The sequence below is a fragment of the Psychrobacter fjordensis genome, from assembly GCF_904845995.1.
Taxonomy (GTDB): Bacteria; Pseudomonadota; Gammaproteobacteria; order Pseudomonadales; family Moraxellaceae; genus Psychrobacter; species Psychrobacter fjordensis.
Genome location: NZ_CAJGYP010000002.1, coordinates 335,780 through 353,203 on the forward strand (window position 1 = coordinate 335,780; position 17,424 = coordinate 353,203).

At 38.7% G+C, this 17,424-nt stretch carries 10 protein-coding genes; 7 read left to right on the forward strand and 3 right to left on the reverse strand.

What is annotated here, in order from left to right:
* Window positions 1–2,778: a class I SAM-dependent DNA methyltransferase gene (locus JMW61_RS09980; protein WP_201550934.1), complete on the reverse strand. Its 2,778-nt coding sequence runs from the start codon at window positions 2,776–2,778 to the stop codon at window positions 1–3.
* A 160-nt stretch (window positions 2,779–2,938) separates the two neighbouring features.
* Here JMW61_RS09980 and JMW61_RS09985 point away from each other — a divergent pair, with 160 nt between their 5' ends.
* From JMW61_RS09985 to mcrC, 7 genes are all read left to right on the forward strand, one after another.
* Window positions 2,939–4,111: a hypothetical protein gene (locus tag JMW61_RS09985; protein ID WP_201550936.1), complete on the forward strand. Its 1,173-nt coding sequence runs from the start codon at window positions 2,939–2,941 to the stop codon at window positions 4,109–4,111.
* A gap of 535 nt (window positions 4,112–4,646) precedes the next feature.
* Window positions 4,647–6,713 carry an anti-phage ZorAB system protein ZorA gene (gene zorA / locus JMW61_RS09990; RefSeq protein WP_201550938.1) on the forward strand — a complete coding sequence of 689 codons (2,067 nt, stop codon included), beginning with the start codon at window positions 4,647–4,649 and terminating at the stop codon, window positions 6,711–6,713.
* Between the two features lie 18 nt (window positions 6,714–6,731).
* Window positions 6,732–7,463 carry a type I Zorya anti-phage system protein ZorB1 gene (gene zorB1 / locus JMW61_RS09995; protein ID WP_201550940.1) on the forward strand — a complete coding sequence of 244 codons (732 nt, stop codon included), beginning with the start codon at window positions 6,732–6,734 and terminating at the stop codon, window positions 7,461–7,463.
* Window positions 7,464–7,468: 5 nt separating this feature from the next.
* Complete coding sequence (locus JMW61_RS10000; protein WP_201550942.1) at window positions 7,469–8,890, forward strand: EH signature domain-containing protein; 1,422 nt, start codon at window positions 7,469–7,471, stop codon at window positions 8,888–8,890.
* A 9-nt stretch (window positions 8,891–8,899) separates the two neighbouring features.
* Window positions 8,900–12,127 (forward strand): DEAD/DEAH box helicase, encoded by a 3,228-nt coding sequence (locus JMW61_RS10005; protein ID WP_201550944.1) that lies wholly within the window; start codon window positions 8,900–8,902, stop codon window positions 12,125–12,127.
* Between the two features lie 101 nt (window positions 12,128–12,228).
* Complete coding sequence (locus JMW61_RS10010) at window positions 12,229–14,262, forward strand: AAA family ATPase (RefSeq protein ID WP_201550946.1); 2,034 nt, start codon at window positions 12,229–12,231, stop codon at window positions 14,260–14,262.
* 4 nt (window positions 14,263–14,266) lie between these two features.
* Window positions 14,267–15,412, forward strand: coding sequence for a 5-methylcytosine-specific restriction endonuclease system specificity protein McrC (mcrC, locus tag JMW61_RS10015; RefSeq protein WP_201550948.1), 1,146 nt, complete (start codon window positions 14,267–14,269; stop codon window positions 15,410–15,412).
* A 297-nt stretch (window positions 15,413–15,709) separates the two neighbouring features.
* On the opposite strand, the gene JMW61_RS10020 is transcribed toward mcrC, so the two are convergent.
* Both JMW61_RS10020 and JMW61_RS10025 read right to left on the reverse strand, forming a co-directional pair.
* Window positions 15,710–16,276 carry a hypothetical protein gene (locus JMW61_RS10020; RefSeq protein WP_201550950.1) on the reverse strand — a complete coding sequence of 189 codons (567 nt, stop codon included), beginning with the start codon at window positions 16,274–16,276 and terminating at the stop codon, window positions 15,710–15,712.
* Between the two features lie 69 nt (window positions 16,277–16,345).
* A complete protein-coding gene (locus tag JMW61_RS10025; RefSeq protein WP_201550952.1) occupies window positions 16,346–16,831 on the reverse strand; it encodes a hypothetical protein in 486 nt (161 codons plus the stop codon).
* Window positions 16,832–17,424: the final 593 nt, after the last annotated feature.

The following is a 17,424-nucleotide window of genomic DNA, read 5'->3' on the forward strand; positions in this document are numbered from 1 at the left end:
CTACTTAGCTCTCTTTTTATCTTTACTCTGCTTTTCCGCTTCGATAAGCTGCTCATAACGTGCCAGCAAATGCGCCAAGCGCTCTTCGGTATTAGCAAATCCTTGCGGACGGTACAGCTTATCCACCGCATCATCGAGGTGGCTATGTGCTTGCTTTAAATCCTCAGGCATCTTATCGGGATCGTATAGTTCTGCTAAAGTCATGCCAGCATTGCTGGCGCGGGCAAGTAGAATTTCTTCCGCGAGGTTTTCAATATTATTTTTCTGCTCGTCAATGGCATTCGGGAAAGGAAAGGTGTTATAGACTATGGTGCCTGAGTACCTATAATCGCTTTTTAGACGACCGGCAACTAAGCGCATCCAATCGTTATGTGCTAACGAAGTGAGCATGCCAAAATCAAAAATATTGCCATCAGGAATTATTTGATTTCCATCAGAGGATATTGTGGATTTATCAAGAAAGCCAACTGGAATATAACGTCGGCGTTCTGAGGATACTCTAGGAACAAGAATATAGTTTTTAGGATTTCTTGTATCCCTAAATTCATGAGGTCTTTCAGCCAGTTTATTTGCCCCTTCGTCTCTACTTGCTAGGCGCATTTCCTCGGTTTTATTCACTCTGCTTTTTACCAACGGTAAATTATCTAGTTCTTCGTCTGATATATTAACTAACCAGAGGCAATAACGTTCTTTAGCATTTAAAAACTCAGCAGAGCCAAGTAGCTTTTTTATCCATTTTTCAGATGCTGGTTCTTTACTGATTAATTCGTCTTTTTCTTCAGAACTTAATATTAAATTTCCTCCATCAACTGGCTTATTACCGTAAACCATTTTCGATCCATCATGGATGGGTGTTCGTTTGCCTTGAACAGCGACATTTGACCCTTCAATTAAGTATGGGCTTATATTAGTAACAGTTTCACTATGCCAAGCTTTATCAATTAGTTTAAATATTAATTTTTTGCTACTGGGTTTTGCTGATAAGCTGATAATCACTACGTGTACAGCTGCATTATGCTTGGCGTTATTTCGCCATGGAAATGTTTGATAAGCAAAGTTAATTTGAACGCCCAAATCAAATATATATGGAAATAACATCGCGACTTGCTCGCCCTGAGCAATCGAGTTGGTTGATACTAATGCGAGCTGTGCACTTGAGTTAGCAATATATTGTGAGCCTTTCCAGAACCATGAAGCCACATAATCTAGCGATTTAAATTTTTTAAGTCCTTTAAATGCCAAGTCCATATCTTTGGATTGCTCATCATTACGACTACCAGTACCTCCAAATGGTGGATTTCCAATAATATAAATCTCATCACTGCCATTATTTGGACAGACCTCATTCCAATCGATACGTAAGCTATTACCATAAACAATATGCCCACTGTCTTTGAGGGGCAACATAGGCTGAGATGCACCGAACTCTTGCTCGAATAACACATTCATTTGATGTTCAGCGAGCCAAAGTGACAAACGCGCTATTTGACTGGCAAAGTCGTCGTACTCAATACCGTATAAATTGTCTAATCTGACCACACTATCGAAGCCTAAACCCAGTAAATTTTCCTTCCCACGCACGACTAGATCGCGTTGTGCTTTTAATACATCAATTTCTAGCTTACGCAATTCTTTATAAGCAATGATCAAAAAGTTGCCTGATCCGCACGCTGGGTCAAATACTTTGATTTGACTAATACGGGTAAGCAGGGTATCTAAACGCTCGGCCTTATTATTCTTATGGCGATTGTCATGACTCAGTGCTATCACAGTGTCTAGCTCTGCACGTAGCTCGTCTAAGAATAGCGGCTGTATGACCTTCATGATATTGCTAACACTGGTGTAATGCTGTCCTAAGCTGCCACGCTGCTCAGGGTCGATCACGGCTTGAAACATGGAACCGAAAATATCGGGGTTAATCTCGGCCCAGCTCAAACGTGCGCACTCTAGCAAGATACGACGGGTACGCGCATCAAATTCCGGAATGGCAAACTGATATTCGAATAAGCTACCGTTCACATAAGGAAATGCACTTAGGTGAGTAGGCTTTGTATGACGCTCTGCGCTAGACTTAGGTAAGTCTAGAACTTCAAATAGCTCATATAAGACGCTATCGACGTCACTGCCATCTATATTGGTGGTTCTATCAATAACGTCGTAGAACTGATCTGCTTTAAAAATGCCCGTGTCTTCTGCATAAAAGCAGAACAGTAGTCTCGTCAAAAATATATTGAGAGCATGTAAGTCATCAGCAGTATTAAACTCATTGAGCTTGCGGATGTGGTCAAATAAACGACCCATTTTCTCTGACGCTTGCACATCAGCCGGATGCTCTGAGTATTCGCGAGCACGCTCTAGGCCGGCAAGTGGCAATAGGAAGTGATAGTTTTTATAAAGATCAGCAAAGTCGCAATCGAGCGTCTCATCATACTTAGTATCATTGATCAGTACGGTGTTGAAGTCTGTCACCATTACCATACGGATTTTGTGCTGATTGATGATTGGGCTGCTTGCCACTTCACTTAGGGCTTTAGCAAGGTCTTGGCCTGCATCGATAGGCTTGAAGTAAATACGATGCTTATTGGCAACCTCGCCAGCCTCAGGATTGGCGGCGACGTTGAAACGACCATCATTTTTTTTGAGTGATGTGATAGTAGACTTTGAGACATCTAGCAGCGTTAGGAAATCAAAGATAAAGTCTTCTTTCTTATTCTTATCAATAACTTTAGTGGTTAATTTTTCTAAATCTTCAAAAAACTGAGTTTGGTTAAATGCCATGGTTGTCTCTATAGATGATATTACTAATATGAAAAAGTAGGCTAATGTGCAATTATAGCGCTATCTTAGGATATTTAAAGGTTTAGTTGCTCTGAATAAGATGATTCTGATCTTATCAATTGCAATATTAAGACTAGAATTTTGTTAATGAGGCTTAGCAATGATAGTTGGTAGTTATTTTCACGGTGACTCTACCCGTATTGGATTGATACAGCATGGTTGCTATGGAGAAGCATTACATATCATCGTTAATTTTGCTAGCGCTAAGCATCGTAAAGCTGAAAGGGTAGTTTCTGTTCGCACTGAACTGAGCGACTTACGTGATGAGCTCATATGTTTTGATCATAGAACTTTACAGTGGTTGCATGATCGTATGGCAGCCGCGTTCCGTATGGAGTATTGTCTTAATGCGGATTTTTTTACTTATAAGATACCAGACCCGCATACGCCCGAAGAAATTATGACATTTTGGTTTGATTTTCTTAGAAAAGAGCTTGAAAGAGTATTTGCTGAGTATGTTCAGCTTCCTCGATTAATTCTTACTGCAGCTCTCTACCCAAATCCTGATCAAAAAGGTAAGGATGCAGAGAACGAAATATATGAGTTGACTCAATTTTTATATCCTGACCTAGAAATGAATCATACTGAGCACGAGGAAAATATAGTCGATCCATATCAAAACAGGTCAGTGGAGTACGATCGCGCAAAGCCCGAAATTACCCAACCAAACTCTCAGTTCGACCAAGAGCTATTGCTTGATGGTATAACTCATGCCGGCACGTATTTTGAGAGTGGTGTTCGTGACTTTGGTGACTATGCCGCAGCCATGATTGATGATTTGGGCGCTAATATAACGCCCTACTTGCTTTCATTTTGGGAGGGTATACGAGATTACCCAGGTCTTGATACTCAAGACATGACAGACGTATACAGTAGTAGAAAGTTATATGAGCAATTACTATTAGGGCATAGTGATAGAAGTTATATATCAGCAACAGGGCAAGGATTGAGCCTACAGATGGTAGCTAGTATAAAAAAAGAGCGGAAAAAATATGAGAATGAAGACGTAATACATAATAGGGAAATGCATCATCAAATATTAGCCACTTGGAAACGAGACAGCCCACAGATGACAAAACGACTTAGAAATTTGCAAGTGTTGGACGACATGGCATTTGTATGTCAGGAAAGAATGTGGCAAGCAAACGATGATTACCGAGCTAGTGGAATGCCACCAACAGACGCAAGAGAAACAGCAGAGAAGGAACATCTCATGCTAGAGCCTGAGAGGCCTAAGATAATGACGGTACCCCAATATACTGACAGTTTTTAACCCATCATTAACAGAGTTTGTAGTGGCATAATAAATTGTTAGCCATCCTATGAATCTGCCATTACAGTTCAACATTCTCATTTAGATGAGCGTTTCAATTCTAAATCAAACCGAAAACCTCATCTGTGCATCTAAAATCTGATTGATAAAATTGCCAGTCCTAAGGTTTAGTGACTCAATTTTATAAGCATGAGCAAATATGAACTCTCCAAATTTGCTTAAATAGGCTTTTAACTTGCTCCTTCCAATCTAACCGTAAGCTATATATTTTTACGAATATATTCTGTCAACAACTTCCCAACCATTTGTTTGTCACCTTCAGTCTGATTAAATTTTATAAACAATAATTGATTTATGTTACTATTCTATCTTTTAAGTTACAGCTTGTAATTAAGGGTATTTGATGCCGACAGACATATTTGTTGACGTACCTATTCCTCATGAATTTAAGCTGACATTAATTTAGTAATATTTAGACTTGATAAGTTGAATAATAAAACTTTCAATCTTTTATTTGATGGGATAGGTGATATTGATGGATTGGTTAAAAGTAGCGCAATTTTCGCAAGGCTATTATGTTTTCCCTGCAATAATTTTCATCTTTATTGTTTACATCAGTTTTCGGTTTTCCCTAAATTATTTAAGTCCTGCTAAAAAACTAAACCGTAAAATATCACAACTAGCTGATGAACTAGACGAGCTTAATGACAACGCTAATCTTGATAAAGATTCATTAGACGTAAAGTTTGATGGCAACCCTTCTTTGCAGCAAGCTTGGATAAGCTATAAAAAAACCTTCCATGATACTTATGAAACAGTGGATGGCGAAGCCAAAGTAGCTTATTCACGGGCAACGGTGCCAAGTGAGGTATTTTTCACGGAATCCATTGTTGTTGATATACCGTTGAAAGTAGATTTTTATAAGCATCTACCAGGCATTATTACTGGTGTCGGTATTATCGTGACATTTCTTGGTCTGCTAATTGGCTTGTTAGCTTTTGATCCTGCTGGCAATCCTGACAAGGTTCAAGACAGTTTAGCGTTATTGCTAACAGGTGTCGCAGAAGCGTTTATGGCCTCTGGCTTAGCTATCGCAACTGCCATGGTTATTACTTGGCGTGAAAAATCATGGCTTAGACAGTGCTACGCACAATTACAACGCTTGAATACCGCTATTGATAATGCCTTTACTGCTGATGAAAGTGGTGAGGAATATCTAGCCAAGCTACTTAAGTCATCCCAAGCCAATGAGGTCAATGCCAGGCAGCTTAAAGACAGCTTAGTTAATGACTTAAAAGCCATGATGACTAACTTAGTTGAAGAAAATAAAAGAAATCAGACGGCCTTCGCCTCTCAGTTAACTGACTCTTATGCTCAAACAAGCCAGTCGATGGCAACCCAGATTGGCGATTCGATTAAGGATAGCCTTCAAGATCCTTTAGATAAAATCGCATCAAGCGTGCAGCAGGTCAGCGGTGACCAAGGATCGGCCGTACAAGACCTTATGACTGATGTACTAGCCGCGTTTATGAGTAAGCTAGAAACGACGTTTGGTGGTCAAATGACAGGTATGAGCGAAATGATGACTCAATCTGTCACGGCTATGCGTGAGATGCAGTCAGGATTTTCTCAATTAATGACAGACATGCAAACTAACAGTGAAGTTTCGACCAAAACGTTAGAGACCCAAATGGCAAAAATGATGGATGATATTCATCAAAAGCAAAATGAGATGTCTACCCAAATGACTGAAATGGTAGAAAATCTATATGCAGGTTCGGCCAAGATTGGCGATCAAGGGCTGCATGCTGTTGAGCAGCTAAATAGTAAAGTGTCAGAAATGGTGTCAGGTTTAGGTACTTCAATGTCAGGTTTGCTATCAAATGTGGCAGAGCAACGTATCGATCAGGATCGCCAAATATTAGATAATCAACAAAAATTGCATGAGCAGTCATCCGTATTGATTGATAACTTAGGCAGTGAAATTAAAGAGTTGATTGTTCATAGTCAAAATGCCGTTCAGAGTCATAAAGAAAACATCCAAAAACTCTCTCAAGTGACCACCGATAGTATTACTGGTATGAATACTGGCGCAGAAAAGATGCGCTTAGCCTCTGAGCAGTTTACGACGGCTGGTAGCTCACTAATCACAGTGACTGGTAAAACCTCAGAACTTATTGCAGAGGTTAATACCACTTCAACCAACATGACTAGTGCTAGCAGCAATCTTATCGAGTTGATACGAGATTATAAGAACTCTCGAAACAGCGTTAATATTGCCATTGAAACACTAGAGAATCTTATTCAGCAGTCAAAGTCTGAAGCTGGCATGAGTAGTAAAATGCTTAATGACATGCAGAATATGACCACAGCTTTAGACAAAGTGAAGATGGAAATGCAAGAGTATCTATCAGAGGTAAGTGATGTTTTGGTGAAGAGCTTCGATAGTTTTGGCACCTCTGTTGAAAGCAGTCTAAATCATTCGCTAGTGTCTTTTGATAATACACTTGACCAAGCTGTCAAACGTTTGGCAACTGGTGTTGAAGGTTTAGGTGATGTGGTAGAAAACCTTGAAGACCTTACGCAAAAAACCAGACGCTAATTCGGGAGTGTATCGCTAATGATTGGTAATAGGTACGCTAAGAAGCATCGTTCAAAAGATGAGGGTGAAAAACCTTTTTGGATTTCATTTGCTGATTTGATGACAGCGCTAATGACATTGTTTTTGGTAGTGATGGCAGTATCTTTAATGGTTGTCACTAAAAAAATTAATGAAGCCACGCAAGCAGAAAAAGAACGCAGTTCAGAGGTCTTAGATATCTGTACTAGTATTAAAGACGACCCTGCTTTAAAGAGTCAGTTGATCACCGTAGACTGCAAAGAAAACCGTATAAATTTTGGTGAAGCGGGTCGGTTTGGGTACAACGACTACCGATTGAATGCAGAGGGCATAAAAGCGCTAAGTGCTTTGGTGCCCGTTGTCTTAGAAGCTGCTAATAGTGAGAATGGTAAAAAATGGTTTAAGCAGATCGTGATTGAAGGTTTTACAGATACAGATGGATCGTATTTATATAACCTAAATTTAAGCTTGCGTCGTTCGGAGTGGGTGATGTGTAGTTTATTGGATCCCACATTTAATCAAGATTTGGATTTAACTGACACGCAAAAAAATCAAATAAAACAGCTGTTTCTAGCGGGCGGTGTGTCATTTAATGCTGCAAAAGACAGTAAAGAAGCCTCGCGCCGTGTAGAGCTACGGATGCAGTTTTATGGTTTAAAAGAAAAAGACAGTGCTGAGGCGCAGCCGATTTTTGTGTCTGCTCCTATTGAAACCTGTCAGTTGGCAAGGTGAATGTGATGAGTATCGCTACATTAAAGCAGAGGCTGAATCGGAGTATCGATAGTTTTTCTGAAGCCGACCAAGTACATAATAAATTTGCCAAACCGACCAAATTAATGAAGACATTAGCGCTCATTGAACGTAAGTTTGATGATATGGAAAATACGCAGCCTATCGAAGAAAAGATTGCCAACTCAATTTTAAAGTTAGAAGAGCATGGCAAAGACTATTTGACAAAACGTGATTGGAAGAACCTAGCTTGGTCACTCAGTAAAAAGCTTTTAAATTATGAGGATAAAATCCTTTTCACCTTTATAGGTGGCCAGCTTATTGAGCACTTTAGCAAAATGGATCCTGAGTCACTAAAGCCTGTTTATTTCCCGCTGCTGTACGGCTATTTTGCAGTAGAACAAGACGAGATAAATAAACGACCCAATAACTGGATTCAGCTCAGAAATATCTTAAATAGCAATCGCTCTACATTATTTCAAGCCACGCTTAAGCCTAAAAAATGGCTTACCACGTTAACTGATCATCTTGAAGTGCTTTCACTAGATCCTTCAAAACGATTCATTCGTGATTTTTTACAGAATAGCGATGACAGCAGAGTTAGTAATCAGTTAGAAAGCTTGAGTATTGCACCAAACAGCTGGTTTTGGGACAGTTTGATTAACACATCTATCAAGTCTGTTAAGACCATGAAAGAAGAGGATTACTTTAAAGTGATTCCACGTTTTTTACTGCTATTAGAAAGAAATCCAATCTATACCACCGCTATTTTAACAGCTTTACTTGAACGTTATGCCTCTACCTCAAAACGCGCAGTCGTACACGAAGCTTTAAAGCACGTCTGTTTGACGCAATGGGATAATCCGCAATACGATTCATCAGCAGGCTGGCGAAATGTCAGTTCAGACACTAAAAAAATGGTGATTCAGTGGTTTGTCCGAGCCGACTTAGAAGCTTTCTTCAAATTATTCAGCCAAACTGCTGATGTTGATCGCTTTGATTACTGGATTAAGTTTATTGATAAAATCTCGTTTTCTCAGATATTTTTAGGATCAGCCGCTGTGCAATCTAGACATGCTGAGCATAGAAAGTTCAGAGAGCTAAACCGCGGCAGATTAAAAAATATTACGGGTTCTACTCCTAGTAATAATGCTTTTTTACTAAAAATTGATAACGTCCATATTGTTGATTTTTCAGATACTGGGAATGCTTGCTATGGATATAGTGATTTACCTTTTAATCTTAGTAAGAAAAACATAACGGTTCATGAATTAAAGAGCAAACAACATTCAATATTTAAAAGTGATTCTGGTCGAGCAACGACTTTGAGTCATTCAGGAAACTGGGAAGCAAAATTTGATGAAAAACTCGCTGAGCTGGGCGTCTTTGCCAGCCAATCCAGTAGTCCAAAATACAAAAAACGTTATTAAAGAGCTGATATGAAACTAGCGTTCTGGAAAAGAAAAAAATCCGTTGAGCCTGCTGCTGCAGAAGATGCAGTAGCAAGTATCGTGTCTTTACAGCTGCAATACGATGATATTGGCTTAAAGCACTGTTATACAGCTGTGGCTAAAACGGATGCAGATTTCTATTGGGAGAGTTTGACTGATGAGGAGGTTGCCTATCAGTCGGATGATAACTATATCTTACCATGGGAAGAGCTTTTTCAGATCCAACAAGACTCTGAGCATGATGGCGTTATTGATCTGCTCAACCTGCCGTTATCAAATGATTTATACCCGATTATTCGTAGTGAAAATGGTATAAGTGATTCGGGTTTTCAAATTATTTTGGATGGCTGGTGTGATAACAACAAGATTAAGTTCAAAGGCTCAGTCAAGCGTACAGGGGCAATCATTAGTCTTGCCGGTAAAGAGCATCTGTTGAGTGAGGCGACTTGGAAGCTATTAGAGAAAATCAAAGAATTCTCTCGTGTCACGGATAAAAACAAATCATTAAACCAAAAGTATTGGGCACAAATACGCAGTTTAGCGAATAAAAGTGAAGCGAACTTAGATGAGTTTCTGCGTAAAACCATCGTACTTGCCCCAGAGGAGCTGCAACTCAATCTTCGTAAAAACTTAGTGAGTACTGAGTCAGTGGTAGAGGTACAGCCTGACTTTAAAGACTCGCCCTCAAATTGGTTACAAACTTTTGATAAATATAATGACGTTCAAAACGAATATACAATCAGTTTACCAGAAGGTGGCCTTGCACACGTTATCATCGATCCACAAGTTAAAAGTGTGCTTAATGAAATTAAGAAGATGCCAAATCGTCGGATAGCAGGCGAGCGTGCACAGACCTTTTTGCATAATCCTTTTGCTCAGTTAGGAGAAGATGCCGTCGAGGTTATCTCTTCAGAGGGTTTTGAGCAATCCAAAGAAGAAGCAGAAATCTATAGCTATCGTTTGCTAATAGATAAAACTTATGATGAATTATCACATTTTAGTTTGGCTCAATTAACATTGCATGAAAACTCGAGTCGAGAGCAAGATCCTATTCTTTTGGAACTTTCAAATCTAGAGCAAGCTCAGCATTTTATTACGACCTATGGGCGATCATCACCTGTGTTCCTATGGGCAGGTTACAGCATAGATAGAACCAACTACTTAGATAACCAAATAGAAGCGCTAAAAAGCGATCTAGAAAAAATTCAACAGTATGATGACGAATTACAAGCTAGGACTGTACTAGATTTAAGCAATTACAGCGATCGAGTGATTGGTATTGGTGAAGCTGAAAAACTGAGTTCTGAAGCTATCCAAAAAGATAGTGGAGAATCCGAATGGTTACCACAGAACCTTATTGATGAGTCAGCCAACTTATCTCAGTTTACTTCCGAAAATACTGATGCCAGTACTGAGCTGCTTGAGCAACGTATCCAGCATGCAGAGGCAGAAGGGGAGGACTTTGTTCTACACCCAGACAGCAATGTATCTATTGCCTTAGAAGATGCAAAAAACTTACTTGATGAACTTCGTGAGTCAAAAGATGATAGTCCAGCTGAAAAAGATGTAGAGCAAGAACAGGCAGATATTGATGAAAAAAAGAAAAAATCTACCTTATTGATTGCCAATAATATCGATGAGGCTGACTTTACTAAGAAGCGAGCTGAAATTCTGACTTTTGATGAAAGTAATCGACCTCCGGCCAGATTACCATCAAGTTTTAGAAATCAAGAATTTAGTCTAAAAGAGCATCAAGAATACGGTATCGCCTGGCTACAAAATCTATATCAGTATGCACCAATCCAAGTCAGCGGTTGCTTGCTAGCAGATGATATGGGATTAGGGAAAACATTGCAGTTACTTTGTTTTATTGGTGAGTATTTAGAAACTGCAGAATTTAAAAAACCTGCATTAGTCGTAGCGCCAGTTTCTTTACTCGAAAACTGGGAATCTGAAATAAAAAGGTTTTTTAGCGCAAAATTTGGCAAAGTCTTAAGTTTATATGGCGATGACTTAAAGCAGCGAAAAATACCGAAGCACTTAATATCCTCTCAATTAAGAAATGATTACGGAATAACGAATTTGCTTGAAGAAGGTTGGTTAGATGGTGCAGATATCGTACTGACTACTTATGAGACCATGCGAGACCTTGAGTTCTCTTTAGGAAGGGTGGATTGGAGTGTCATGATATGTGATGAAGCACAAAAAATAAAAGTGCCTACTGCCATGGTGACGAAAGCCGCTAAAGCCCAAAAAGCAGATTTTAAGATTGCTTGTACAGGTACGCCTGTAGAAAACTCACTGGTTGACCTATGGTGTTTATTTGATTTTATACAAGAAAATCTACTGGGTTCGCTTAGTGAGTTTAATAAAGAGTATCGTCGTCCTATTGAAAAGAAAGATGATGAAGATAGCGCGATAATAGATGAGCTTCGTCAATTGATTGAGCCTCAAGTGTTAAGGCGTATGAAGCATGATGTCGCTGAGTTACCAGAAAAACACGAAGTTAATGATTGTAAAAATATTGAAATATCAACGCTGCAGCGCACACTCTATAAACAAGTATCAAATGATTATAAAAATTTATCTGAGCAAGGCCACAAAGGCGTTATGTTAAAAGCGCTACATGACATGCGAATGATTTGTGCTCATCCTCTAAAGTTTCAACAACAAGCGAGTATCAGTGATTCGCCTAAAGCCAAATGGTTAATAGACACTTTAGAGACCATAAAACAAAAACATGAGAAGGTGATTATTTTCACTGAGTTTAGAGATATTCAATTATTTTTAAAACGCCTTCTCCTTGAGCGATATGGATTAAGCGTTACTACAGTGAACGGAGATTCAAATACTAACAGCAGAAAAGGCTTAACCCGGCAGGGCATTATTGATCAGTTCCAAGAAGTGAATGGTTTTAATGTGATTATCTTATCCACGGTTGCAGTTGGCTTTGGTGTGAATATCCAAAAAGCGAATCATGTGATCCACTATACACGTAGTTGGAACCCAGCTAAGGAAGATCAAGCAACTGATAGAGCCTACCGAATTGGGCAAGATAAAGAGGTTTATGTGTACTATCCATCTATTGCAGCAACTGATTTTGAGACGTTTGAGATTAAACTGGATAAGCTACTATCAAGTAAGCGTAGTCTTGCTGATGATATGTTGAAACCAAACGTAGAGCTCACTCAAGAACTGATTCAGTCGATTTATTGAGTAAGACTGTCAATAAAAAACTGCTTAAACTCTGTGGATCACTAAATTGTCATCTAGAAGAATCAACTCAAAATTAGTCACTAATCTTAAATAGGGTAAAAATGAACTTACAAAATTTGTATGATAGAACAAAAGACCTCAATTATATTGAAGTTGAAAAGCTAGGTGCTACGCTTTCAGCAGAATTTATAATGGCGTATATTAATCAGACCACTGATGATGAGATAAATAATCATCCAGTAGATTTTATAGTAAATATTTTGAAACTCAGTATAGGTGTTCCATTTGAAAAAAAGCTAGATCTCATAAAAGATAAGAACGCCGTTATAAAAAATCATATGACAGTGGCTAAAGATTGTTATTTAGATAAGATTAAAGATTTAAACCCTCCTAAAGAGCATGATATATCATCGTCATCGGTTGCTGCTGGCGGATTCTATAGAAGCTTTGGAGTCATTAAATATGTAGACTTAAGTGATATTCTAAAAATAGAATATATTGAATTTGCTACTAATCTTAAACATCTTATCGAATGTCTATCTGAGCTATACCAATCCGATAAAAGTAATAAAGAAAAGGCAAGACAATTATATTTAGATTCAGGCTTGGATTTTAGTGTGAACCAGCTTACCACCAATATAGTTGCCAATATTATCTATCCAATTTTCCCAACTGCTTTTCCATTGACCAATGGTTATTGTTCAGAAGGCTTTAAATTTGTTGGTTTAGAAAAATTGCGAAAAAATAATAGTAATCCTGAAACCTATATTAAACTTGCAAAGCAGTTAGATTCTACTATTTTTGATGAGCTTGGTTTGGAGAGTGAAGATAGACACTTCGGTGTAATTGATAAGATGTTTTATGTTTATGAGATGCGTGATAGCTTATTAGATTTTGATTCACCAGATACAGTTTTATATGGTGCACCTGGCACAGGTAAGACTGATGAAATCTCTAAAAAGAATTGGAAAGATATTATCTCATCTCAAGTAAAACAGCTTTGTTATGAAAAACAGTCTTATGAATTTACGGTAAATGAGTTTTTAGAAAGATTTACTAAGGATCTTGAAGAAAGATATCCTGATAGGAAAGATATTGGAGGAGGGGTTAAGTTTTTATTAAAAGAAATGGTTAAAGATGGAGAAATGGAGTCACTCAGTAAAGGGGTGTATCGCTTGTTAGATGAAGACATGATCAGTGACCTTCATGCTGAACCCTATTCTGAGCTTGAGACCGAAGTACCTATTGAAGCATATTCTATCGATAACATCATTACTGACGGATGTTTCCTACCTGAAATTAAGATTGAAAAGATTCTTAAACGTTTGCATACTAAGAAAAACATCATACTTCAAGGACCTCCTGGAACAGGCAAAACTTGGCTAGCTAAAAGGCTAGCATTTGCTTTAATCGGTTATCGAGACGATAGCAAAGTACGGGCCGTACAGTTTCATCCTAATCTTTCTTATGAGGATTTTATCCGTGGTTGGAGACCATCGGGTGAAGGTAAGCTGACATTGGTAGATGGTCCTTTCATGGAGATGATCGACAACGCCATCAAAGACCCTGATTCGAAACACGTTATTGTCATTGAAGAAATCAACCGAGGGAACCCTGCTCAAGTATTTGGTGAGATGCTGACATTACTTGAGACGGATAAAAGAACACCAGATGAAGCACTAGAGCTATCTTATAAGAGGGAAGATGGTGAGCGTGTCTTTATACCTGATAACCTATATGTTGTAGGCACGATGAATATTGCTGATCGCTCACTCGCATTGGTTGATCTTGCGCTACGTCGTCGCTTTGCGTTCATTGATCTTAAACCTACGCTTGGTGAAGCTTGGCACGATTGGGTACAATCTAAAAATAGTATTGATTCGAATATGCTGAATGAGATTGAAAGCCGTCTGAATGCTCTAAATAATGCAATTACTGCAGATGTAAGTCTTGGTGCTCAATTTCAAGTAGGCCATAGCTATGTTACACCAGCTACTGGTATGAATATCACAGATGCTAAAGAATGGTTTAGTGAGGTGGTAGAAACAGAGATAGGTCCTTTACTAGATGAATACTGGTTTGATGACCTTGAAAAGTCTCAAGCAGCCCAAGAACTTTTGGTCAAAGGCTTGTAATTATATGTCTGTTACAGAAGATGTACTTGCTGAACCTTGTGATGATATTAAGCATATAGGCAAGATACCTATTCGTAATCTTTGGTTGCTCATGCTATATGCATCAGATATTTATAGAGAGCTGGATGCCGCTAATGTAGCAGTCGAAGACAATCCTGATGACATTCCAGACTTAATAGCAGAAATGCTTTGTCGACGGGTTGAACGCCGTATTCAGCGAAATTTGAGCTACAGCTATCAGTCTCGTGATGCTGTGCTCAGTCGTGTCCGGGGGCGGATAGACTTGCTGAGCACTGAAAGAGGTAGGTTGCTTGAGCGCGGTCAGGTAGCTTGTCGCTTTGATGAATTGACCATCGATACGCCGCGTAATAGATATGTGCGTGCTGCTCTTGAGGTCATCTCTAAAATCGTTAAACGTAAAGAACTGGCTCATAGGTGCCGGTCATTAGATACACGCTTAAGGCGTATGGGTGTCAGCCAAATACGCCCTAGTCGTAGTGAGGTCTCAGTAGATAGGTTTGGAAGACATGATGCTGAAGATAAACCTATGGTAACGGTGGCCCATTTGGCGTTTAACTTGGCTTTACCAACTGAGTCTGCCGGTACAAGGCAGCTGTCTTTGCCAGAAAGAGATAATCTACCTTGGCTTCGTAAGCTCTTTGAAAAAGGGGTGGCAGGGTTTTATGATACGGTTCTTCCACAACCGTGCTGGCAGGTCAAAGCTGGCAAGATAATTAAGTGGCAGATTGACAGTAATAGTGCTGGCATCGATAAAATTCTCCCTAATATGAAGACAGATATCATCATCGATAATACAGAATTGGGATGTCGAATCGTTATCGATACTAAATTCAATGCCGTCGTAACAAAAGGCTGGTATCGAGATCAAACATTGAGAAGTGGCTATCTTTATCAAATGTATGCTTACTTGAGGTCTCAAGAGGGTAGTGATGACCTTCTAGATGATAATGCTTGTGGTCTGTTTATTCATCCTGCAGTAGGCGAAAATATTGATGAGTATGTTGTCATTCAAAACCATAAGATTCAATTTTCTACCGTGGATTTAGGAGCATCTGCTATAGATATTCGCAAGCAGTTATTAAATATACAGAACGTAGTAGAGGGCTTAGATGCAAAAATAGACAGTTGAGACAAACCCCGATCTTGACAAGCTCACCTAGGAATAATAAAAGCTTGAGAAAAATATACGTCATATACAGCATGGCTTGAAGGGTTTTTATAGCTTTAGTCTCTCAGATAAGTTATGTAATATTGATATATTGGCTACCATAAAAATGATGCCATCGTTACCTAAGACAATTTGTCTTAGTAGCATATAGCAGCTCTGTGTTCGAACTAATTTCGCAGCAATGCTTTGCAGGTGGGCCTGATATAACAATGATGACACGCACCAGGCTACAGGTCATCATTGCTCACAAAGATATTTTTACCAAAATTCACAGGTCACCATTTTATTTTTAGGATTGTAGATAGCGCCTCGATCTTCCATTTCACCCCAGTACTCTACCTGACGAGTTTGAAAGTTCGACATAATACTAGGTAGACTGGCATTGGATGAGAACTTTAAAGTGTTTTGACCACCTGATGATTCAGGTATAAAACTAAATATATATTCTTCTAGAGGTTGACCACGGTAAGTGACGCCTTTATTAAAAATGACTCGATACTCAGTGTATATATCACTGACGTTCATTTTTACCTCTTTTATCGTATTACGATATTCTGACGACCACTGCGCCTTTGGCTTGACTAAATCCTCATAAGGTCTTTGACCTCTAATACTGTTTATAAATACTGCATGTTTATCATAAATCTTTTTGTAAGGTGGCTGTTCACCATCACAAGCATCCTCCATCCAGCCAAATACATGAACCATATCACTGCTTGTAGTGCTACTGATACTCTTAGAGAGTTTAGGTGCAGCCAGTGTATTAGCAGACAATAAAGACGCAGTTACTAACAACGCCAAAGAGGATAGGTGAATTAATTTCATAATGACTCCAATAGATGAGTGTATCTGGTTAATGTGTAGCGTAATCAATAAACGATGGCCAAATAACGATTAAGATATTCTATTGATAAACTCATAAGACAGGCAGAACGCAGCGTCTTGCTTAACGTATTTGAAACACTGTAAAACATCAGAAAAGTCAGGTTTTACGCTTTCATAGCGACTGTCTATGTCTTTATCAGAGATTTTTTTAAATGTTTTATGATGGAGTCTTACAACCTCGGCTGTCTTACCATTTAGTAACACAGTCTCTTTTAAATTTTGGACCTGTCCGCTTTTATTAAAGTCAAACGTCGCATTATCCACGGTACGATAGATACTGCCATTAGAGAGTTTGAAATTCAGCTGACTAATGGCATAACTCATACTTCCTCCTACGGCACCCTCGTAAGTACAAGCTTTTACGATGGCTTTATTTTTAATAATAGAATCAACGATGGTACATTTGGTACTACCATTGATATCGGCCATACCTGCAATAGCACTAACAGAGAGTAATGACAACGGAAGCGCCATGAGTATTTTTGAGAATTTCATTGCTATGTCCTTTTATGAGTTTTTAATTTGAGCCGGAATGACTGCATTTTTTGCTGCTGAGTTTATTATAGCGACTCAAAAAACAGCTATTCTCTAGACCTGATGAACGATCGTTTGTCTAACGAAAGTCTTTTAGCATTCCCCTGTTTTTAGTAGTTAGAGCTTTTAGTGGCATTCGGAACCAGATGAGTTCAGAGTCAATGCACAGCAGTATAGTATTGGAAAATTATCAATAAGGGAGGGCGTTGTATTTTCAGATCAATCTTTGACTTTAAACTACTCACTCACATAAAAGTACAGATAAAAAAATACGTGACAGCGATACCGTTTAATCACGATAATTGTATTTTAGAGCGTCTGAAAATAAAGGGTTTGATACATGATTCATTGTAATATAATTCACTATTTAATTTTTTGAATGAATGTTATTCATCTAAAGATCGCTTGGTTCATCTCTATCATGTCGATGTAAGTCAACCAAATATCATAATACGACACTATCTTACATGTATAGGTTTTACTAGGGTGTGTCCTCATTTTAAAAATAGCAATAAAAATGATATTACAAGCTGCTTAATTGGGCTTGATGGTGA